General features: G+C 67.4%; 18 protein-coding genes. 11 read left to right on the plus strand and 7 right to left on the minus strand.

Going from position 1 to position 21,151, the window contains the following annotated elements; translation table 11 throughout:
• Window positions 1–17 precede the first annotated feature (17 nt).
• The gene (gene argS, locus MNI96_RS02235; RefSeq protein ID WP_249689978.1) at window positions 18–1,784 is read right to left on the minus strand and encodes an arginine--tRNA ligase; all 1,767 of its coding nucleotides are present in this window, start codon (window positions 1,782–1,784) and stop codon (window positions 18–20) included.
• A gap of 51 nt (window positions 1,785–1,835) precedes the next feature.
• The gene (locus MNI96_RS02240; protein WP_249689981.1) at window positions 1,836–3,053 is read right to left on the minus strand and encodes a deoxyguanosinetriphosphate triphosphohydrolase; all 1,218 of its coding nucleotides are present in this window, start codon (window positions 3,051–3,053) and stop codon (window positions 1,836–1,838) included.
• Window positions 3,054–3,382: 329 nt separating this feature from the next.
• Here MNI96_RS02240 and erpA point away from each other — a divergent pair, with 329 nt between their 5' ends.
• Both erpA and xth read left to right on the plus strand, forming a co-directional pair.
• Entirely contained in the window at window positions 3,383–3,733 is a 351-nt protein-coding gene (gene erpA, locus MNI96_RS02245; protein WP_249689983.1) for an iron-sulfur cluster insertion protein ErpA, read from the plus strand.
• Between the two features lie 38 nt (window positions 3,734–3,771).
• On the plus strand, window positions 3,772–4,563 hold the full coding sequence (gene xth, locus MNI96_RS02250) for an exodeoxyribonuclease III (RefSeq protein ID WP_249689985.1): 792 nt from the start codon (window positions 3,772–3,774) through the stop codon (window positions 4,561–4,563).
• A gap of 185 nt (window positions 4,564–4,748) precedes the next feature.
• Here xth and MNI96_RS02255 read toward each other — a convergent pair whose 3' ends face one another.
• Window positions 4,749–5,069 (minus strand): hypothetical protein, encoded by a 321-nt coding sequence (locus tag MNI96_RS02255; protein WP_249689987.1) that lies wholly within the window; start codon window positions 5,067–5,069, stop codon window positions 4,749–4,751.
• A gap of 361 nt (window positions 5,070–5,430) precedes the next feature.
• Window positions 5,431–6,285, minus strand: a complete 855-nt coding sequence (locus tag MNI96_RS02260; RefSeq protein WP_249689989.1) for a tetratricopeptide repeat protein — start codon at window positions 6,283–6,285, stop codon at window positions 5,431–5,433.
• Between the two features lie 832 nt (window positions 6,286–7,117).
• Here MNI96_RS02260 and parE point away from each other — a divergent pair.
• The 6 genes from parE to MNI96_RS02290 all read left to right on the plus strand — a co-directional run bounded on the left by parE (window position 7,118) and on the right by MNI96_RS02290 (window position 14,437).
• Window positions 7,118–9,196, plus strand: coding sequence for a DNA topoisomerase IV subunit B (gene parE, locus MNI96_RS02265; RefSeq protein WP_249689991.1), 2,079 nt, complete (start codon window positions 7,118–7,120; stop codon window positions 9,194–9,196).
• 201 nt (window positions 9,197–9,397) lie between these two features.
• Window positions 9,398–10,204, plus strand: a complete 807-nt coding sequence (locus MNI96_RS02270; protein WP_249689992.1) for a sulfotransferase family 2 domain-containing protein — start codon at window positions 9,398–9,400, stop codon at window positions 10,202–10,204.
• Window positions 10,205–10,258: 54 nt separating this feature from the next.
• Window positions 10,259–10,651, plus strand: a complete 393-nt coding sequence (locus MNI96_RS02275; protein WP_249689995.1) for a hypothetical protein — start codon at window positions 10,259–10,261, stop codon at window positions 10,649–10,651.
• Between the two features lie 166 nt (window positions 10,652–10,817).
• Entirely contained in the window at window positions 10,818–12,446 is a 1,629-nt protein-coding gene (locus MNI96_RS02280) for a DEAD/DEAH box helicase (protein ID WP_249689997.1), read from the plus strand.
• Between the two features lie 370 nt (window positions 12,447–12,816).
• Window positions 12,817–13,878 (plus strand): GGDEF domain-containing protein, encoded by a 1,062-nt coding sequence (locus tag MNI96_RS02285; protein ID WP_249689999.1) that lies wholly within the window; start codon window positions 12,817–12,819, stop codon window positions 13,876–13,878.
• 82 nt (window positions 13,879–13,960) lie between these two features.
• Window positions 13,961–14,437: an Lrp/AsnC family transcriptional regulator gene (locus tag MNI96_RS02290; protein ID WP_249690001.1), complete on the plus strand. Its 477-nt coding sequence runs from the start codon at window positions 13,961–13,963 to the stop codon at window positions 14,435–14,437.
• 9 nt (window positions 14,438–14,446) lie between these two features.
• Here MNI96_RS02290 and MNI96_RS02295 read toward each other — a convergent pair whose 3' ends face one another.
• Complete coding sequence (locus MNI96_RS02295; RefSeq protein ID WP_249690003.1) at window positions 14,447–15,316, minus strand: MurR/RpiR family transcriptional regulator; 870 nt, start codon at window positions 15,314–15,316, stop codon at window positions 14,447–14,449.
• A gap of 362 nt (window positions 15,317–15,678) precedes the next feature.
• On the opposite strand from MNI96_RS02295, the gene MNI96_RS02300 reads away from it, so the two are divergent.
• From MNI96_RS02300 to MNI96_RS02310, 3 genes are all read left to right on the plus strand, one after another.
• Window positions 15,679–16,551: a sugar ABC transporter substrate-binding protein gene (locus MNI96_RS02300; RefSeq protein ID WP_502960296.1), complete on the plus strand. Its 873-nt coding sequence runs from the start codon at window positions 15,679–15,681 to the stop codon at window positions 16,549–16,551.
• A 99-nt stretch (window positions 16,552–16,650) separates the two neighbouring features.
• The gene (locus MNI96_RS02305; protein ID WP_249690007.1) at window positions 16,651–17,772 is read left to right on the plus strand and encodes an ABC transporter permease; all 1,122 of its coding nucleotides are present in this window, start codon (window positions 16,651–16,653) and stop codon (window positions 17,770–17,772) included.
• 2 nt (window positions 17,773–17,774) lie between these two features.
• Window positions 17,775–18,590, plus strand: a complete 816-nt coding sequence (locus MNI96_RS02310; RefSeq protein ID WP_249690009.1) for an ATP-binding cassette domain-containing protein — start codon at window positions 17,775–17,777, stop codon at window positions 18,588–18,590.
• Window positions 18,591–19,130: 540 nt separating this feature from the next.
• On the opposite strand, the gene MNI96_RS02315 is transcribed toward MNI96_RS02310, so the two are convergent.
• Window positions 19,131–19,514, minus strand: a complete 384-nt coding sequence (locus MNI96_RS02315) for an NADH:ubiquinone oxidoreductase subunit NDUFA12 (protein ID WP_249690012.1) — start codon at window positions 19,512–19,514, stop codon at window positions 19,131–19,133.
• 107 nt (window positions 19,515–19,621) lie between these two features.
• Window positions 19,622–20,278, minus strand: a complete 657-nt coding sequence (locus tag MNI96_RS02320; protein ID WP_249690014.1) for a response regulator — start codon at window positions 20,276–20,278, stop codon at window positions 19,622–19,624.
• Between the last annotated feature and the right edge of the window lie 873 nt (window positions 20,279–21,151).

Below are 21,151 nucleotides of genomic sequence, written 5' to 3' on the forward strand. Positions count from 1 at the left end.
CGGCGATCCATCCCGCCCTATCGCATCTCCTCCGGAGCCTCCACGCCGAGAATGCCAAGGCCGGAGGCAAGAACCAGGGAGATTGCATGTACGAGACCCAGGCGGGCCAGTGTTGTTTGTCGATCTTCAGCGTTAATAAAACGTAATTGCGGCGAATCCTTGCCTTTATTCCATTGCGAATGCAGGGCACTGGCCAGTTCGTGCAGGTAGAACGACACCCTGTGCGGCTCGTGTGCTTCCGCTGCGCTTTCCACCAGCCGCGGCCAGGCAGCGAGCTTGGCGGCGATGTCGCGCTCGCCCGAATCGGTCAGCAGTGAGAAGTCAGCCCCTTCAAGGGCTTGCGGCGAAACCGCCTCCGCGCCGAATTCCTCGCCGGCCTGGCGCAGCACCGAGCGGCAGCGGGCATGGCCGTACTGCACGTAGAAGACCGGGTTGTCCTTCGACTGCTCGGTCACCTTCTGGAAGTCGAAGTCGAGCGGCGCGTCGTTCTTCCGGTACAGCATCATGAAGCGCACCGGGTCGCGGCCCACCTCCTCCACCACGTCGCGCAGCGTCACGAACTCGCCGGAGCGCTTCGACATGGTCACCTGTTCGCCGGCGCGGAACAGCTTCACCAGCTGGCACAGCCGCACGATCACCTTGGCCTCGCCCCTGGAGATGGCGCGTCCGACCGCCTCCAGCCGCTTGACGTAGCCGCCGTGGTCGGCGCCCAGGATGAAGATCATCTCCTTGAAGCCGCGCTCGTACTTCGACAGGAAATACGCAACGTCCGCCGCGAAATACGTGTAGGACCCGTCGGACTTCTTGAGCGCCCGGTCGATGTCGTCGCCGAAATCGGTGGCGCGGAACAGCGTCTGCTCGCGGTCCTCCCAATCGTCGGGCAGCTGGCCCTTCGGCGGCGGCAGCGTGCCCTCGTAGACGAGGTCGCGCGAGCGCAACTCGTCCAGCATCCGGTCGATCTGCGACCCGTTGGCGCCGTCGCGCGCATGCAGCGTGCGCTCGGAGAAGAACACCTCGTGCCGCACGTTGAGCAGCGCCAGGTCCGCGCGGATCAGGTCCATCATCGCGTCGATGGTGGCATCCTTGACCAGCACCATGCGCTCGCGCTCGTCCATCGCCAGCAGGCGGTCGGCATATTTCTCGGCCAGCATCTGCCCGACCGGCACCAGATAGTCGCCCGGATAGAGCCCTTCCGGGATCGCGCCGATATCCTCGCCGAGCGCTTCGCGGTAGCGCAGGAAGGCGGAGCTCGCCAGCGTGTCGACCTGCGAGCCGGCATCGTTGATGTAATATTCGCGGGTGACGTCGTAGCCGGCGAAGTCGAGCAGCGAGGCGAGCGCATCGCCCACCACCGCGCCGCGGCAATGGCCCACATGCATCGGCCCGGTCGGGTTGGCCGACACGTATTCGACGTTGACCTTCAGCCCGCCGCCCATGGTGGAGCGGCCGTAATCCGTGCCCGCCGCCAGGATCGCGGCCACCACCTTGGCCCACACGCCCTCGGTGAGACGCAGGTTGATGAAGCCCGGCCCCGCCACCTCGGCGCTGACGATGTCGTCGTTTTCCGCCAGCCGCGCGGCCAACTGCTCGGCGAGCGCGCGCGGATTGGTCTTCAGCGGCTTGGCCAGCACCATCGCGGCATTGGTGGCCAGATCCCCGTGGGCGCTGTCGCGCGGCGGCTCGACCACGCAGCGCTGCAACAGTTCGGCGCTGACGTCGTCGCCCGGATGCAGCTCGCGGATTGCCGCCCGGACCAGGTCGGCATAGTGGCTGAAGATGTTCATGTCGGTCTTTCGGTGTCTTGGCGCAAAACGAGCGAAACGGTCGGCGGCGACCTATCCCAAAACGGGAGTGCGGTCAAACAACCGCCCGTGTTCCTCGATGGCGAAACGGTCGGTCATGCCGGCGATGAAGTCGCACACGCGCCGCGCGCGCCGGTCGGCATCGGCCTCGTCGAGGCCGCGTCGCCACTCCTCCGGCATCCTGCCGGCGTCTTCCATGTAGGCGGCGAAGAGCTCGCGCACGACGGCCGCCACTTCCCGGCGCACCGCCAGCACCGACTCGTGCCGGTAGAGATTCGCGAAGAGAAACGCCTTCACCTGTTTCTCCCGCATGGCCATCTCGCGCGAGAAGGTCACGACCGGCTCCCCGGCCCGGCGGATGTCCTCCACGCTTTGCGGGGCAAGCCGCTCCAGCCGCCGCACCGCCTCGCCGATCACGTCCTCCACCATCCGGGTGATCGAGCGGCGGACGATCTCGTGGATGCGCCGCGCCTCCTCCAGCCCCGGATAGCGGGCATCGACCTCGGCCAGGATATCGGCGAAGAACGGCACCTCGCCGAGCTGGTCCAGCGACAGCAGCCCGGCGCGCAGGCCGTCGTCGAGATCATGTGCGTCATAGGCGATGTCGTCGGCGATCGCCGCGGCCTGCGCCTCCGCGCTCGGCCAGGTGTCGAGCCGCAGGTCCTGCTTCAGCGCGTGCTGAGCGATAGCGAAGGGCAGCCCTGTCTTGGCGAACTTGCCGAGCGGCGTGCCGTCGGCCGCAGTCAACGGGCCGTTGTGCTTGACGAGGCCTTCCAGCGTCTCCCACGACAGGTTCAGCCCGTCGAACTCGGCGTAGCGCCGCTCCAGCAGCGTCACGATCCGCAGGGACTGGGCGTTGTGGTCGAAGCCGCCATAGGGCGCCATGCAGGCGTCCATCACGTCCTCGCCCTCGTGGCCGAAGGGCGTGTGGCCGAGGTCGTGCGCCAGCGCCAGGCACTCGGCCAGGTCCTCGTCGAGCCTCAGCGCGCGCGCCAGCGAGCGAGCGATCTGCGACACCTCGATCGTATGCGTCAGCCGGGTCCGGAAGTGGTCGCCCTCGTGATAGACGAAGACCTGCGTCTTGTGCTTCAACCGCCGGAACGCCGTCGAATGGATGATCCGGTCGCGGTCGCGCTGGAACGGTGTGCGGGTCGGGCTTTCCGGCTCGGGCACGAGCCGGCCCACGCTGCGGTCGGGATCGGTGGCGTAGGGCGCGCGCGGCTGGGCTCCATAGCCAAGCGGTGCGGTCATGAGGGCTCCCCGGGTCGTTGCGAAGGCGTCTCGCACGCCGCCCGCCGGCATCGGTCGCGGGCTCGCACTGCGGCGCCATCCATGCGAGACTGTTGACGCATGCTCGCGCTGTTCATACCTATTCGGTAACGCCTTGCACAGGGCGGCATGCGAGCGAGCGGCGGAATTTTGCGCGAAGACCGAGAGGCCGCGCACCCTTTCGCCCCAAGATGCCGACTGTGCGGGCCGGAAAGCCGAAGAGCCGCAAGGCCGGCGGCCTTCCGCAAACCGCAAGCGCCGCCAGCGCTCCCACCGTGGAGAACGCCGCGGCCCGAAAGAGAGTGACGACCATGGCCGATCACATTGCATCGACGGCACAGGGCGTGGAGCTGAGCGACGCCGCCGTGCGCCGCATCGCCCGCATCCTGTCGTCCGAGCCGGCGGGCACCAGCCTGCGTGTCTCGGTGGAAGGCGGCGGCTGCTCCGGCTTCCAGTACAAATACGACCTGGTCACCGAGCAGGAAGAGGGCGACATCGTCCTTGCCCGCGACGGTGCCAGCGTGCTCATCGATCCCGTCTCGCTGCAATACATGGAAGGCGCGGTCATCGATTTCGTCGACGACCTGATGGGCCAGTCCTTCCAGATCCGCAATCCGCTCGCCACCGCCGGCTGCGGCTGCGGCACCAGCTTCGCCATCTGACGGCGATCCCTTTCGCCACGCATCACGGGACCACGCCGTTGAAAATCGCCACCTGGAACATCAACGGCGTCAAGGCGCGCCTCGACGTAACGCTTGCCTGGCTGCGCGAGGCGGCGCCCGACGTCGCCTGCCTGCAGGAGATCAAGTCGGTCGACGAGGGCTTCCCACGCGAGGCCTTCGAGGCGCTCGGCTATCATGTCGAGACCCACGGCCAGAAGGGCTTCAACGGCGTCGCCATCCTCTCGCGCAGCCCGGTGAGCGAGGTCGTGCGCGGCCTGCCCGGCGACGACGGCGACGAGCAGGCCCGCTACATCGAGGCGCGGATCGAGACAAAGGACGGCGATGCCCGCCCCTTGCGCGTCGGCTGCCTCTACCTGCCGAACGGCAACCCGCTCGGCACGGAGAAGTTTGCCTACAAGCTCGCCTGGATGCAGCGGCTCATCGCCCATGCCCGTGCGCGCCTCGCCGACGAGGAGCGCTTCCTGCTGCTCGGCGACTACAACGTCATCCCGCAGCCGATCGACGCGCGCAATCCGCAGAACTGGGTGGACGACGCCCTGTTCCAGCCGGAGAGCCGCTCGGCCTTCCGCGCGCTTGTCGGCCTCGGCTTCACCGAGGCGGTGCGCGCGGTCAACACGGACGCGGACGTCTACACGTTCTGGGACTACCAGGCCGGCGCCTGGCAGAAGAACAACGGTATCCGCATCGACCACGTGCTGATGTCGCCGGAGGCGACCGACGGCTTCGAGGGCGCCGGCATCGACGCCCATGTCCGCGCCTGGGAAAAGCCCTCCGACCACGTCCCCGTCTGGGTCCGCCTCGCCGCTTGAGGGGCTGGGCCCGCCGTCCGCCTCGCACTCGCTGAGGGTACCTCTGGATCCCGAGTCGGCTTCGCCTTGCCCGGGATCACAGTCGAGGGGAAGGCACGGCCTCGCATCCCCTCGGCCGTCACTCCGGACGAGCATCGCAAGATCCGCGGCCTATTCGTTCCCGGAGCGGTGGCGGAAACCCGCACCTATCCGCCCGGCAGGCACAGGGGTGCTGCGGCGAGCGTCATCGGCGCGCGGGCAGAAGTCGGGCACGAGCGGTCCAGCGTTTCCCATGTGGTGTTGTTGAGCACCATCGAGCAGCGGGCAAGGCGCGGCCCCTCGGGGCTACGCAGGCAGACCGTCTCGCCGAGCCGGTAGTTCACCCCGAAATAGCGGCAGGTGCAGTCCGGTCCGCCAAGGGCGGCGCTGCCGTCGGCGATGGTGTCCGCGCCCGCCCTCTCCTTCTCCCCGCCGGAAACGATCTCGACGGCCGCGGAGGGGCCGGCGAACGCCAGCACCAGGAGCATGGCGGAGGCCAGGCTCGGCAGGCAGAACGCCGACAGAAACACAGGACGGAGCGAGGGAGAACGCCGCGCAAACCAGTTGCCTGCGGCGACTCCCGGAAGAGCCGGCGCCGCCCGCCCGTCACGGGCCCGTCTGATACGGATGCGGGGCAGCCAGGTCCTGCGCATGAAAAAGCCTAGCACAGGCACCGGGCTTTCGCGAGCATTCCTGACGCTGCGGCAGCGGCGGCAGCGGCAGGCCGCAGTCCCGTGAAGCCCCGTCTGCCCCCGTCTTGCTGCTCGGCGGAAACGAGCGCACGAACGACAACGGGCAGGGAAATCCCCTGCCCGCCTTCGAATCTGCCGTAGGAAACCCGTCCCGCCCTTACTGCGTCTTCTCGGCGACCACCGCGCCGTTCTTCGACAGCCAGTTGTCGGCCATCGCTGCGGCACGGCGGCGCATCTTCTCGGAGGCAAGGCCGAAGCTGCGCTCCTGCGCCTCGCCGATCCACGCGGCCTCATCGCCATGCGCCCGGCGCTGGGCGACCGTCAGCCACATCAGCCCGGCGGTGCGGTTCTCGTTGCCGCCGAACTCGCCGTTCGACAGCAGCTCGCCGAGCCGCGCCTGCGCCATCAGGTGGCCCTTCTGCGCGGCCAGCTTCAGCCAGCGCGCGGCCATGTGCGGGTCGCGCTCCGGCTCGTCGAGATACAGCATGCCGAGATGGAACTGGGCATCCGCATCGCCGAAATAGGAGGCGGCATAGGTGAAGATCTCGCGCGCCCGCGCCACGTTCGGCTCGATCGCGCTGTTGTTGATGCCGGTGAGATAGTAGGAGCCGAGTTCGACGAAGGCGCTGGCAACGAACGGAGCGCGCGGCGAACTCGGGCTGTCGTCGGCATATTTCGAGGCGACCTGGCGAAAATACTCGAACGCCTTGATGTCGTCTTCCTGGACGCCGTCGCCGCGCGAATACATCCGCCCGAGCTTCCACGCAGCGAGCGGATGGCCCTGCTCGGCCGCAAAGCGCAGGGAATCGAGCGCCCGCTCCTTCTCGCCGGCATAGTAGAACTGCGTACCGACGCGCAGCGCCTCGCCCGGCGAGAGGTCCTGCGAGGCAGGGGCCGCACCCGACAGCTTGGCGGCGGCTTCCGCAGCCGTTTCCTGTGCCTGTACCGTGACCGGCGCTGCCAGCGCCAGGACAACGGCATACGCCAGGCCTGAACCGATGATCCGTATCATTGACCACCTCGCGCCCGCGCCGGGTCGCACGCCTTCGTATGCCGGTCGCAGCCGCGGCCCTGTCGCATCTTGAAAGCCCGCCTTTCGCGCAAGCGTCCTGTCCCTTCTTCGCGGATCCGTCGACCGGTCGGTCAAGGCTCGAACACCTTTGCACCGGGCGGGTCCGTCAGGTTGCGCAGCGCATCTCGGCGCCACGTCCCCCCCTTGTTTTGCCCCTTGATCCTCATCCGGAAAGTGACCTTCCCGGAGTGCCCGCTTCCAGCCTGCGGCGAACCTGCCAGTCGCCATCTGCCGCCTTGCGGGCCCTCTCTTCCCTGATGTTCCGGAGCCTAGACCGGCAACTGGGCAAGAGTAGGACCGTGTCCGTCATCCCGTCGCCGCAATCGCGACCACCGGCATCGGGCACGGCTCACGGTGGCCGTTAAAAGATGGCCGAAACGCGGCACAGCTGCCCTGATCGCGCGCCCGTTGCACGAGTCCGGCAACACTGTTGCAGACTCGTCACAAACGACAAGGCCGGTGCCCGGCACCGCTTGCCCCTCAGGCCACGAGAATGTTGAGCAGCGCCGAGACGAGCAGCGCACCCGCTGCCACCAGGTCGGCCCGACGCGCTACATGACTGGACGAAATGATATTCATGACGCTTACCTCCTGCACGGGCCGCCGCTCTCTGACGGTCGCCCCTCACGCCCACGATGCCCATCATGCAGGCGATCCGTTGAAAAACGGTTGTCTGCGGAGGACTGAAGGCTTGATCCTTGGCCGAATCCATCGCACTTGGCAGAATCGCAGTTGATTCGGGCGCAGCCTGGCGCCCCCGACCGGACAGAGCATGACCACCAACGACGACCTCTTCGACACTGAAGGCATGGCCGCCCCCGCCGGCAAGGGTCCGCAGGCCGACCCGGCTTCCCGCCCGGCGCCGAGCCCGAGCGCCCCGGCCGCCCGCCGCAGCGCGTCCCCGCGCGCCGAGCGCGGCGACGGCTCCGACTACACGGCCGAGCATATCGAGGTGCTCGAGGGGCTGGAGCCGGTGCGCCGGCGGCCCGGCATGTATATCGGCGGCACCGACGAGCGCGCCCTGCACCATCTCTTCGCAGAGGTCATCGACAACTCGATGGACGAGGCGGTCGCCGGCCATGCCAGCTGGATCGAGGTGACGCTGGGCGCCGACGGCAGCCTGACCGTCGTCGACAACGGCCGCGGCATTCCGATCGATCCCCATCCCAAGCATCGCGACAAGTCCGCGCTCGAGGTCATTATGACCACGCTGCATGCGGGCGGAAAGTTCGACAGCAAGGTCTACGAGACCTCCGGCGGCCTGCACGGCGTCGGCGTCTCCGTGGTCAACGCCCTGTCGCAGGAGCTGACCGTCGAGGTCGCCCGCGCCCGCAAGCTCTATCGCCAGGTGTTCCGCCGCGGCGTGCCGGCCGGCCCGCTGGAATGCGTCGGCGACGTCCAGAACCGGCGCGGTACCCTGGTGCGCTTCGTTCCCGACGAGCAGATCTTCGGCAAGGGTGCGGCCTTCAAGGCGGCGCGCCTGTTCAAGATGGCCCGCTCCAAGGCCTATCTCTTCTCCGGCGTCGAGATCCGCTGGCGCTGCGACCCGGAGGTCGCGACGCGCGAGGGTGTCGAGGCCGAGGCGACCTTCCACTTCCCCGGCGGGCTTCGCGACTACCTCCAGGACGCGCTCGGCAAGGAGCGGCGGGTCATCGACGACACCTTCGCCGGCCGCACCAAAGATACCGGCCGCCACGGCGCCGTCGAATGGGCCATCACCTGGTTCGCCGGCGACGGCTTCATCAATTCCTACTGCAACACCGTGCCGACGCCCGAGGGCGGCACCCACGAGGCGGGTCTGCGCTATGCCCTGTTGCGCGGCCTCAAGGCCTATGCCGAGCTGACCGGCAACAAGAAGGCCGCCGTCATCACCGGCGACGACATCGTCACCTCCGCCGGCGCCATGCTCTCCGTGTTCATCCGCGAGCCGGAATTCGTCGGCCAGACCAAGGACAAGCTGGCGACATCGGAGGCCACCCGCATCGTCGAGACGGCCGTGCGCGATGCCTTCGACCACTGGCTCACCGCCTCGCCGAACCAGGCCAACAAGCTGCTGGAATGGGTGATCGACCGGGCCGAGGAGCGGCTGCGCCGGCGCCAGGAAAAGGACGTCGCCCGCAAGACCGCGGTGCGCAAGCTGCGCCTGCCGGGCAAGCTCGCCGACTGCGCCTCCAACCAGGCGGCCGGCTCGGAGCTGTTCATCGTCGAAGGCGATTCGGCCGGCGGCTCCGCCAAGCAGGCCCGCAACCGGCTCAACCAGGCCGTCCTGCCCTTGCGCGGCAAGATCCTCAACGTCGCCAGCGCCGGGCGCGACAAGTTCGCCGCAAACCAGCAGCTCGCCGACCTGATCCAGGCGCTCGGCTGCGGCACCGGCAAGACCTACCGCGACGCCGACCTGCGCTACGAGAAGGTGGTGATCATGACGGACGCCGACGTCGACGGCGCCCATATCGCCTCGCTGCTGATCACCTTCTTCTACCGCGAGATGCCCGAGCTCATCCGCAACGGCCATCTCTACCTCGCCAATCCGCCGCTCTACCGGCTGACCCAGGGCGGGCGCACCCTTTATGCGCGCGACGATGCCCACAAGGACGCGCTGCTCGCCCGCGAGTTCAAGGGCAATGCCAAGGTCGACATCGGCCGCTTCAAGGGCCTCGGGGAGATGCTTCCCGCCCAGCTCAAGGAAACGACGATGGATCCGAACAAACGCAGCCTGCTGCGCGTCGAGATCAGCGCCGCCGATCCGGAAGGAACAGGCTCGGCGGTGGAGCGGCTGATGGGCAACAAGCCCGAGGCGCGCTTCCAGTTCATCCAGGAGAATGCCCGCTTCGCCGAGGAACTCGACATCTAGATTGCAGGTTCTTGCCCTGCGGCCGGGCCGGCAGACGGGAAAGTCCCAAACCGTCTTTCGGCCATACAGTTGCTGCAGTATTGCTGGAGAAGACCCCGTAATCCGGCCCCCCCGAGACCCCGGCATGGCCGGAAGGTGCCCCGCAACAAGGCCCGTGACCGCATCTGCGGCCCACGGGCCCAGTCACAGGACGTCGCAGCCGTGCTGAAGGCGATACTTCACGCCTATCTCCGCCGCCGCCGGCCGCTGCGGGACCATAATTTCCTCGTGCTGCCGCATCTCGGCCTGGCCTATGGCCGCTGCCCCAACGCGGCGAGCGAGGACATCCGCCAGGCCCTGCTGCGCCTGACCGCCGGCAGTGGTGGCGAACCGTTCGATACCGACGATTTCTGCGAGGACGAGACAGCAGACGATTGGGGCGCCGATGCAGGCGAGGACGCCTGCGCCTCCTATGCCACCGGCACCCTCGCCTCCTGGGCCGACGGGCTCAATCTCCTGTCCGGGCGCCAACTCGTGCGCCGCCATCCCGGCGCCCTCGTCTTTTCCGTGGTGCGCGATCCGCTCACCCGCCTTGCCGCCTGCTTCCACCGCATGCGTACGGAAGCCGCGCCGCCCCCCGGTGCCGACCGCGCCTTCCGTCCGGGCGACGACTTTCCCGGCTTCGTTGCCCGCGTCTGCGCCATGCCCGACTGGCAGAGCCCCAACGCCTATCGCTCCCAGACCGCGATCCTGACGCACAAGGCCCGCCTTCTGCCCTCCCGCGTGCTGCGCCACGAGACCGGCGAGGCCGACTGGCAGGCCCTGCGCGCCGAGCTGACACATGCCTGCGGCGTCGATATCGGCCCGCTGCCGGGCATTCGCGACCCGCATCGAGAGACGATTGCCGCGCTGGTGGCCGAGATCGAACCGGCGCTGCGCCTGTCCGTGCGCCGCCGCTATGCCGCCGACTACCGGAACTTCTACGAGGGCACGACCCTGGCCCTGCCGGTCGTTGCCGCTCCCGCCTGACATCCGTATCGCCACCCCGCACGGCAGGACGCCAAACCGCAAGAGGACCCCACCATGACCGCACGTCTTGCACTCGCCGCCGGCCTTGCCGTCTCGCTCTTCGCCCTGCCCGCCCATCCCGTTCGCGCCGATCCGGTCTCCGACATCGTCGCCGCCCTGCCGGCCGCGCTGCAGGGCCTGACCCGGCTGCCCGGACCGGACGGCTCCGGCACGGCCTTCGTCGTGGCCCGCGAGGCGGAGCGCGACCGGCTCTTCGTGCTGCGCGAGGGCAAGGCCCCGGTCGAGGTTTCCGAGGCGGGCGAGTTGGGGGCACGTGTCGCCGGGCTGCGCAGCGAGGCGGACCCGCACGGCGTCGTCGCCTTCGTCGACATGGGCGACACCACTTACGAGCTGTTTCTGGAAAACGACGATGCTGCTGGTTACCTGTTTCAGCCGGCAAGTAACTGACCCGCGCCGCGCCGGGCGATCCTGAGCGAAATTCTTGCCGAGAACCGTCCTGCGACTGTGTGTCATTGACAATTTATTTTGAAACTGTAGTGTGCGCGCCAAAGTGCCAGCCCCCCAGGACGCTGTCGGGTCATGGCTTTCGTCCCTGTCATACCATCAAGGTCATATGTCCTTTTCCTCACTTGGACTGAGCGAGAAAGTGCTCGCTGCCGTTGAAGCGGCCGGCTACACCGAACCCACCGCCATTCAGGCTGCTGCCATCCCGCACGTGCTGCAGAAACGCGACGTGCTGGGTCTCGCCCAGACCGGTACAGGCAAGACCGCCTCCTTCACCCTGCCGATGCTGACGCTGCTCGAAAAGGGCCGCGCCAGGGCCCGCATGCCGCGCACGCTCATCCTCGAGCCGACGCGCGAGCTCGCCGCCCAGGTCGAGGAGAACTTCAACAAGTACGGCATCAACCACAAGCTCAACGTGGCGCTGCTGATCGGCGGCACCTCGTTCGGCGACCAGAACAAGAAGCTGGACCGCGGCGTCGACGTTCTGATCGCCACGCCCGGCCGCCTGCTCGACCATACCGAGCGCGGCAAGCTGCTGCTGCAGGGCGTCGACATCCTCGTCATCGACGAGGCCGACCGCATGCTCGACATGGGCTTCATCCCCGACATCGAGCGCATCTGCAAGCTCATCCCGATGACGCGCCAGACCCTGTTCTTCTCGGCAACCATGCCGCCGGAGATCCAGCGTCTCGTCGACACGTTCCTGCACAATCCGGCCCGCGTCGAGGTGGCCCGCACCTCCTCCACCGCCGAGACCGTGACGCAGAACATCGTCGCCTCCGGCTCCAAGGACTTCGACAAGCGCTCCACCTTGCGCCGCATGATCGACCAGGCCGAGAACCTCACCAACGCGATCATCTTCTGCAACCGCAAGCGCGACGTGCAGACCGTGTTCCGCTCGCTGCAGCGCCATGACTATTCCGTCGGCGCGCTGCACGGCGACATGGACCAGCGCTCGCGCATGGCGACGCTGGAGCAGTTCCGCAAGAACGAGCTGACCCTGCTGGTGGCCAGCGACGTGGCCGCCCGCGGTCTCGACATTCCCGCCGTCAGCCATGTCTACAACTACGACATCCCCACTCATGCGGAGGACTATGTCCATCGCATCGGGCGCACGGGGCGCGCCGGGCGGAGCGGCGTCGCGATCACCCTGGTGACGCCGGGCGACCAGAAGTACCTGCAGTCGATCGAGAAGCTGATCGATCGCAAGATCCCCTGGCTGGACGAAGAGATCGACTTCTCCGCGGAGGCGGCGGACCGCCCGCGCCGCGGCGGCCGTTCCTCCTCCTCCTCTTCCACCGGCAGAAGTCGCAGGGCCGAAGCGGACGCCTCGGACGAGGCTGCCGAGCGTCCCGCCCGCAAGCGCCGCAGCGCGCCGAAGGCCGAGGCCAAGGACAACGTCAAGGACGAGGCGAAAGCCGACGGTAAGCCGGCACGCAGCGCCGACAAGCCCGCGCCCGAGGCAAAGCCGGCAGCCGGCAAGACTGCCGCAGAAAAGCCCGCTGCCGAAAAGACCGCATCCTCCGGCGGCGAGCAGCGCAATGCGCCGCGCGACCGCGGCCCGCGCCGCGACCAGAATGCCGGCCCTTCGCGTGACCGCTCCGGCGGCAAGGGCGGCTCCGACAACCGGCGCGGCGGCAACAACCGCCGCCGGCAGGACGACGACGCGCCGGTCATCGGCCTCGGCGATCATGTCCCGGCCTTCCTGCTGCGCGAGATTCGCCCCTCCAAGGGCTGAGTCGCCGGCAACGCCTTAACCCGAACGGACAAAGGGCAGGCCTCGCGCCTGCCCTTTTCTTTTGGCCCTGCCGTCCGGCAGAAGGTGCCGGGCCATTCTTTCCCACCAGTGCAGAATGCAACCGTGCATCGTCCATGCCGCCCGGCACGTCACACCGCACGCGCTCGCGAGAACGGCGGAAATCTGCGCGCAAAGATTGCGCGCGCCGTTTTTACTGTATTAACCGCTTTTTGGAGCCGGATTCCGTTGACGGAGCATTAAGGTATGCTTAACCGTGCCTTAAGGCTTAAATGAGAATTATAGAAACTACATTGATATCGAGGTCGCGTGCATCCTCCTGGCACAAAACCGAGACGTGTGGAAGCATCGCATGGCCCAGGAAGACGATCACAAGCGCACCATCGTGTACGGTGACGCCGCCCTCAAGTATATCCGCAAGAATGTCTTGCCGGCGTATCCCCGTTTCTACGAGCTCTGGTACACCTATGCGGCCGGCTTCAACCATTCGCTGAACCGTGCGGTCAACGAGATCGTCGGCGCCAAGGGCACGGTCACCACCGAGCAGCTGCAGCAGATCTACAACAGCTTCCTGTCGCCGACGAAGCTCGGCGACCGCATCGACGAGGTCGGCGAGAAGATCTCCGACGAGATCCGCGACATGGTCGACATGCTCGGCCAGAGCGTCGAATCCGTCACCGAATACGGCCAGTCGCTGGAGGGCGCGCAGGCTCAGCTGGAAACGCTGGAGGACCCGCAGCAGCTCAAGCAGCTCGTCGCCCACCTGCTTCTCGCCACCCGCAACACCGCCGGGTCGAACCGCCAGCTCGAAGGTCAGCTCATCGAGTCGCGGCGCCAGATCGAGGAGCTGCAGGAGAGCCTGGAAGCGATCCGCTACGAGTCGCTCACCGACGAGCTCACCACGCTCAGCAACCGCCGGCATTTCGATCACACGATCGAGCGCATGGTGAAGGACGCCGCGCAGAGCCAGGAGCCGCTGTCGCTGCTGCTCACCGACATCGACCATTTCAAGAAGTTCAACGACACCTACGGCCACCAGACCGGCGACCAGGTGCTGCGTCTCGTCGCGCTGGCGGTCAAGCAGAACGTCAAGGGCCATGACGTCGCCTGCCGCTACGGCGGCGAGGAATTCGCCATCCTGCTGCCGCACACCTCGCTGCGCCAGGCGGTCACCGTCGCTGAGCACATTCGCCGCGCCGTCCTGTCCAAGGAGCTGGTCAAGCGCTCCACCGGCGAGAATCTCGGCCGCATCACCATCTCCATCGGCGTGTCGACCTTCCGCAGAGACGACACCCCGCAATCGATGATCGCGCGCGCCGATTCCGCGCTCTACGCCGCCAAGGGCGCAGGACGCAACCTCGTGCGCTGCGAGACCGATCCCGACGTCGCGGCCGACGACACCCGCGTTGCCTGACCGCCCGCGCCGACGTTTCCCCTGCCCTTCCGACGTATTGCCGCTATAACCGGCGGATCGACGGGAGAATGGACAGATCGTCATGACCACAGGCCGGGACGCACTTGACCGCAAGCTGATCGCCTTGCTGCAGATGAATGCCCGCATGCCGACGGCGGATATCGCCCGCCGACTCGGCGTCGCACGGTCCACCGTGCATGAGCGCATCGCCCGGCTGGAGCGCACCGGGGCGATCGCCGGCTATACCGCCGTCCTCGCCCGCCCCGACACCGGCACCACGGTGCGCGCCCTTGTCATGCTCGCCGTCGAGCAGCAGCAGATGCGCGAGACGATCCGCCGGCTGGCGACATTTCCCGAAATCCGCACCTGCCTGACCATCGCCGGCGAGTTCGACCTCTTCCTGGTGGTCGAGGCGCCGCAGCTGGAGGATCTCGACGAGGCGCTGGACGAGATCGCCGTGGTCCCCGGCGTGCGCCGCTCGCAATCCTCCATCGTGCTCGCGTCCAAGTTCGACCGCAGCCCGGCGAGCATGCCGACGGGTGGGCCCGCCGCCGGGTAGATCGCCGGCTCAGCGCTCCTCGCCCACCCCGTCGCGGCGCATCTCGGCAGCCGCGACGCACAGCGCCATGGCAAGACACAACGTGCCGGACAGCGAGCGGAAGGCGCCGAGGTCGGCCTCCGCCACCTCCACCACCACCTTCGCCGACTGGATCAGCGGCGAAAACGGCGAATCCGTCAGCGCCAGCACCGGCACGCCGCGCGCCGCCGCCGCATTGGCCACATCCACCGTCAGCGAGGCGTAAGGGGTGAAGCTCACCGCCACCAGCAGGTCCTGCGGCCCGGCGGCCGAGGCCTGCTCGGGGCCGAGAGAGGCGAGATTGTCGACCAGCACCGCCGCCATGCCGAGCTTCGAGAGGGCGTAGGCCATGTAGGCCGAGACCGGGAAGGCCCGGCGCTGCGCCACGAGATAGATCACCCGCGCGCGCGCCATGGCGCGGGCCGCCTCCTCCATCACGTCGGGGGCGAGCGAGTTGCGCATGCGCAGCAGGGAGGCGACCGCCGTGTCGACGAAATCGCCGAACAGCGCATGGGCGCCGTTGCTGTCGCCGCTGCGCCGCCTCAGCACTTCCAGCCGCTCGTCATACTCCGGCCAGCGCTCGCGCAGCCGCGCGCGGAACACGTCTTGCAGTTCCGAAAAGCCCTGGTAGCCGAGCGACTGGGCAAAGCGCACCAGCGTCGAGGGCTGCACGCCGGCCTGCTCGGCGATCACCGCCACCGTGCCGAAGGTCACATCGTCCGGCCGGTCGACCGCAAACGCGGCGACCTGCGCCAGCCGCTTGGGCATGGCCGGCTTCCTTTCGATCAGCAGCGCCCGCAACCCGTCATAGTCGCGCGGCGGCGCCGCCTCCTCGGCCGTGCCGACATCCTTGTCGCTCATCGGCGTCCTCCCCTGCTCGTCCCGATCCCGGTTTTCCTTGCGCGCGTTCCGGCCCGCGCCATCCGACGCAGCGGCACGGCCGATTTCAGCTTGACACCGCCAAGCCAAAAATGGAATAAAAATTCCATATGATGCGTTTTGGAATGCGTCATTCTGATTTTTCCGGAGGCAGCGCGGGAGGCGCGAGCGGCCGGAAAGCGCGTTCCGCAAAGGCGGCGAAGTGCCGGCCGGCGGAGGCGGAAGACGAGAAAGTCCCCGCAAGCGGGGCAATGGGAGGAAGACACATGAAACGTTTCGTCGCTCGTCTGCTGGCGGCTGCCGCCGTCGTCGGCCTGGCAGCCTCTGCCGGCACTGCACCGGCAATGGCCCAGGATATCAACATTATCGTGGTTAGCCACGGCCAGGCGTCCGATCCCTTCTGGTCTGTGGTGAAGAACGGCGTCGCGAAGGCCGGCGAGGACATGGGCGTCACGGTCGACTATCGCGCACCGGAGACCTTCGACATGGTGGCGATGGCCCAGCTCATCGATGCCGCCGTCAACCAGGAGCCGGCCGGCCTGATCGTCTCCATTCCGGATGCCGACGCGCTCGGCGATTCGATCCGCAAGGCGGTCTCCGCCGGCATTCCGGTGATCTCGATGAACTCCGGTTCCGACGTCTCGGCCTCGCTCGGCGCTGCGCTCCATGTCGGCCAAGAAGAATACGACGCGGGCAAGAAGGCCGGCGAGGCGCTGGCCGAGATGGGCGGCAAGAAGGGCCTTTGCGTCAACCACGAGGTCGGCAACGTCTCGCTCGACCAGCGCTGCAAGGGCTTTGCCGACGGCTTCGGCGGCTCGGTCACCGAACTGCCCACCACCAACGACCCGGCCGAGATCCTGGCCAAGGTGAAGGCCGCGCTCGCCTCCGACGGCGACATCGACACGATCATGGCGCTCGGCGCGGCGCTGGCCGGCGAGCCGAGCCTGCAGGCGGTCAAGGACAGCGGCATGCTCGAGCAGGTCAAGGTCGCCACCTTCGACATGTCGGCGAACTTCCTGCAGGCGGTCGCCGACGGCGAGGCCGCCTTCGCCATCGACCAGCAGCAGTTCCTGCAGGGCTACCTGCCGGTCGTGTTCCTGGCCAACCATGCCCGCTTCGGCCTGATGCCCGGCGGCAATGTCGCCTCGGGTCCGAACCTGATCACCAAGGACAAGGCCGGTCAGGTGGTGGAACTGTCCGCCCAGGGCATTCGCTGATCCGGCATCCCCGCGCCCGACACCGCCCTGCCGGAGCAGTCCGGCAGGGCGCCCAGGCCCGGCCCCGGCTTGATAGCCGGCATCTGAAGGACAGGTTCGATGAGTGAAGCACAGGCGAGCGCCTCTCCCGTCGCCAGCGCCGACGAGCGGCTGCGGAAGACGGGGCTTGCGACGAAGCTTTTGCGCCGGCCGGAGCTCGGCGCGCTGGCCGGGCTGGTTCTGGTCACGCTTTTCTTCGTCACGGTGGCCAACCCGGCGATGTTCTCGCTCGCCGGCATCATGAACTTCATGGCGCCTGCCGCCCAACTCGGCATTCTCGCCATCGGCGCCGCGCTCTTGATGGTCGGCGGCGAGTTCGACCTGTCGGTAGGCTCCATGGTCGCCTTCGCCGGCCTTGCCTTCGGCACGGTGCTGGTGGTCTGGGACATGCCGCTCATCGTCGCCATTGCCGCGACGCTGGCCTTCGCCGCCGGCATCGGCGCGGTCAACGGCCAGATCGTGCTGCGCACCGGCCTGCCCTCCTTCATTGTCACCCTGGCCTTCCTGTTCATCCTGCGAGGCCTCACCCTGGTCGGGCTGAAATGGGCGACCGACGGGTCTACCCAGCTGCGCGGCGTCAAGGAGGCGGCGGGCGAGGGCTGGATCCTCGAACTGTTTTCGGGCGATGCCTTCGAGAGCCTGTTCGCCTGGCTGGCCGCAAACGACTACATCGACACTTTCCGAAACGGCACGCCCAAGGTCACCGGCGTTCCGGTCGAGATCCTGTGGTTCGCGGCCATCGCGCTTATCGCCACCTGGGTGCTGCTGCGCACCCGCTTCGGCAACTGGATCTTCGCCGCCGGCGGCGATGCCAATGCGGCGCGCAATTCCGGCGTGCCGGTCACCCGGGTCAAGACCGTCCTGTTCATGGTCACCGCCATGTGCGCGGCGCTGGTCGCCATCCTCACCGTGCTCGATGCCGGCTCCACCGATGCCCGCCGCGGCTTCCAGAAGGAGTTCGAGGCGATCATCGCGGCGGTGATCGGCGGCTGCCTTTTGACCGGCGGCTACGGCTCGGCCATCGGCGCCTTCTTCGGCGCCATCATCTTCGGCATGGTGCTGATCGGGCTGACCTACACCACCATCGACCAGGACTGGTACCTGGTCTTCCTCGGCGGCATGCTGCTGATCGCCGTGCTGTTCAACAACTTCATCCGCAAGCGGGCGACGGGGGAGCGCTGACCATGGCCGCGACAGCTCTTGCACATTCGGACCCCGCGCCTGCCGTCCCGCTGATCGAGGTGCGCGACCTCGTCAAGCATTTCGGCTCGGTCATCGCGCTCGGCGGCATCTCGATGAAAGTGCATGCCGGCGAGGTGCTGTGCCTGCTCGGCGACAACGGCGCCGGCAAGTCGACCCTGATCAAGACGCTTTCGGGCGTGCATCGGCCGACGGCGGGCACCTTCCTCGTCGGCGGCCAGGAGGTCGCTTTCGACAGCCCGCGCGACGCGCTCGACGCCGGCATCGCCACCGTCTACCAGGACCTGGCGATGATCCCGCTGATGTCGATCACCCGCAATTTCTTCATGGGCCGCGAGCCGCTCAAGGGCATCTGGCCGTTCCGCCGCATGGACATGGTCCATGCGGACACGGTGACGCGCGAGGAGATGCGGCGCATCGGCATCGACGTGCGCGACCCGCAGCAGGCGGTCGGCACCCTGTCCGGCGGCGAGCGGCAATGCGTGGCGATCGCCCGGGCAGTCTATTTCGGCGCCAAGGTGCTGATCCTCGACGAACCGACCTCGGCGCTCGGCGTCGCCCAGACCTCGATGGTGCTGAAATACATCAATCAGGTGCGGGCCAAGGGGCTCGGCGTCATCTTCATCACCCACAATGTCCGCCATGCCCATGCGGTCGGCGACCGCTTCACCGTGCTCAACCGCGGGCGCACGCTCGGCACCCATGCGCGCGGCGAGATCACCATCGACGAGTTGCAGAACCTGATGGCGGGCGGCAAGGAACTGCAGGACCTCGGCGCCGATCTCGGCGGCACGGTCTGACGGAAGGGAGTGGCAGGGGCGCCCCCAGCCGAGGGTGCCAATGGCCCCCGGCTCTCCGGCTGCGCCTGCGGCCAAGATGACGGTTCGAGAGAGTGGCACGATCTCCCACCCCCCTCGGCCGTCACCCCGGACGAGCATCGCGAGATCCGGGGCCTATTGGTTGCCAGAGCGGTAGCGCCCCTCGCACCGCCTTCGCTCCTCGTCATCAACTCGGCAAGGAATGCATGTCGTTCGTCCCACCCACAGGATGTCATCCCGGTTTCGGCGAAGCCGAAGACCGGGATCCAGTAACCTCGAACGGTTCCAGAGAGCACCCGGCGCAGCCGCCGGACTTCAGCGGCTTCTGCCTTCGCGCCACCATCCGCCCCGGCGGATACTGGATACCTGCCTTCGCAGGTATGACAGCCGTTGAGATGGCGCTTCCCTCCGCCCCACACCGGCCGCCCTCAACCGCCCCCCAGAAACGAAAACGCCGACCACGAAGGCCGGCGTTTTTTCAATCCGTTACGGCAGGATCTTCACCTGCCGCATGAAGCAATGTCAGCCTTCCGGCGTCCAGGCCTGATAGTCGCCCGAGACCTTGGGCCGGCTTTCGCCCGTCAGGATCGAGCCCTTCGGACGGTAGGCCTCATGCGTGCCGGTGCGGTTGCTGCGGTGCGGCGCCTCCCAGACGCGCGGTGTGTAGTCCACCTCGCTCGGCGGCGTGTCGGTACGGTGGTGCATCCAGCCATGCCAACCGGGCGGAATCATCGAGGCCTCGGCCAGACCGTTGTAGATCACCCAGCGGCGGCGCCCCCCGCGCTCGCGATAGTAGGCATTGCCGAACTCGTCGTTTCCGACGAACTCGCCCTTGCGCCAGGTAAAGAAGCGCGTGCCCCAGGTCGCGCTGTTCCACCAGGTGAAGAATTGCAGCAGCGTTTTCATCGAAGGCGGCGTCCCGGTTTGTCTGTCTGGCTTTCGCATAGCGCACCCTTGCCCGTTTCGCAATGCGGCGGCGCGTCCCGCGACCGGCTTTCCTGCGCTCGATAGGCTCAGGCGGCCGGTTGGGGCCGCTTCGGGCGCACGGTGGCGAAGCCGTTGCGCGCTGCGCCCGCATCCTTCTTCTGGGCGGTCGCAGCCAGATCGCGCCGCGCCCCGGATTTCGGCGCCACGATCTCCCGCTCGATGCCGATCTGCTGCCACTTGCGTGCCTTCTCGTCGAGCGTGTCGGCAACACCCTCGATGACATAGCGCCCGTCGTCGCCCATCACCAGTTGGCGGCCGTCGCGCAGCGTCCACATCAGCCGGTCGTAGAGGCCGGACGGCGACAGTGGCTTGGCCACCACATGCTGGGCCCCGTCGCGCAGCACCCGGTCGATCAGCGTTCGCGTGCCGTGGGCGGTGCACACCACCACCGGCAGGAAGCAGAGCGGCGCCATCTTGCGCTGGCGCAGCGTGCGCAGCAGCGCCAACCCGCTCGTCGGCTTCATTCGCCAGTCCGTGATGACGAAGTTGGGCGGGTCGAGCCGCATCATCTCCAGCGCCGTCTCGGCCGTATCGAAGGTCCGCACCCGACGCACCCGGAACGAGAGCAAGGTCGAGCGCAGGATCGCCTGCATCGGCTTCGAATCGTCGACGACCACGACATCCAGGTCGCCGATATCCAGTCCGTATGCGTAGTGCCGCGTCATCCGGGCCAAGCGCGTCATCCTTCTGTCGGAGGATGCCAGTGAACCACGTCCGGATTTCCCCGCGATTGAACGGGACAAGACGATTTTCGGACAAACTTTCTAAAATTGCGGCGCGTTCGATGCTAATTTCTCAAGAATTGAGACGATTCTGCGCAATCTCGCAAAATCGCTCTTAACGGAAATGGCGGTTTTCCGCCATTTCGGAGCGGCCGGGGATAGAGGATCGCAATCCCCTCCCCGCGTTTTGCAAGGGTTCGGCGGGGATAAGTGCCCTGCGCGCCCGCCTTGCCCGACGGGGATAAGGTGGGGGAACAAGCCGCAAGCAGCGCTCACGCCGGCACCGGCCGGGCTCGAGCTGCGTTTGCCGGCAAAAGGCCGATTCGACCCTCATCCTCGTTATCCACACGGACACACTATATTTGGGGCTCCGGACGCCAGCAGCCACAACAGGTTGCTCGCAGCGCTTGACGCCGGCGGACGATTCACCCTAGTTTCAGGGCGTCAGGTAATCGCAGCAAGGTTGGGGCCGGCGACAAGCCGTGCGTGCCCCGCGTCCTCTTCAACTGCAGCAGCGTATCCGGGTCTCCCGGTTTCGGCGTCACGACCGCGGCGGTTCGCGACATCGGGAAATTGCGCCTTGCGCTGTCGATATATCGTGACACAAGACAGATGACCTACTATATATAGGCATCATCCAAGATAACGACCGCGTCCAAAGGGTGCGGCATTCAAACAGGCAGGCAGACGGCAACCCGCGCATCGAATGATGCGCAGGCGAGGCGGCGTGGCCGCCCTGCCCTCTCGCGGCCAATCCGCGACGGGAAAGCCCGCGGTCCGGCCGCGGCATCGATTCATGCGGCCTTGCCCGCGACAGACAATGCCGGCCGAACG

This window comes from Stappia sp. WLB 29 (genome assembly GCF_023507705.1).
Classification (GTDB): domain Bacteria; phylum Pseudomonadota; class Alphaproteobacteria; order Rhizobiales; family Stappiaceae; genus Stappia.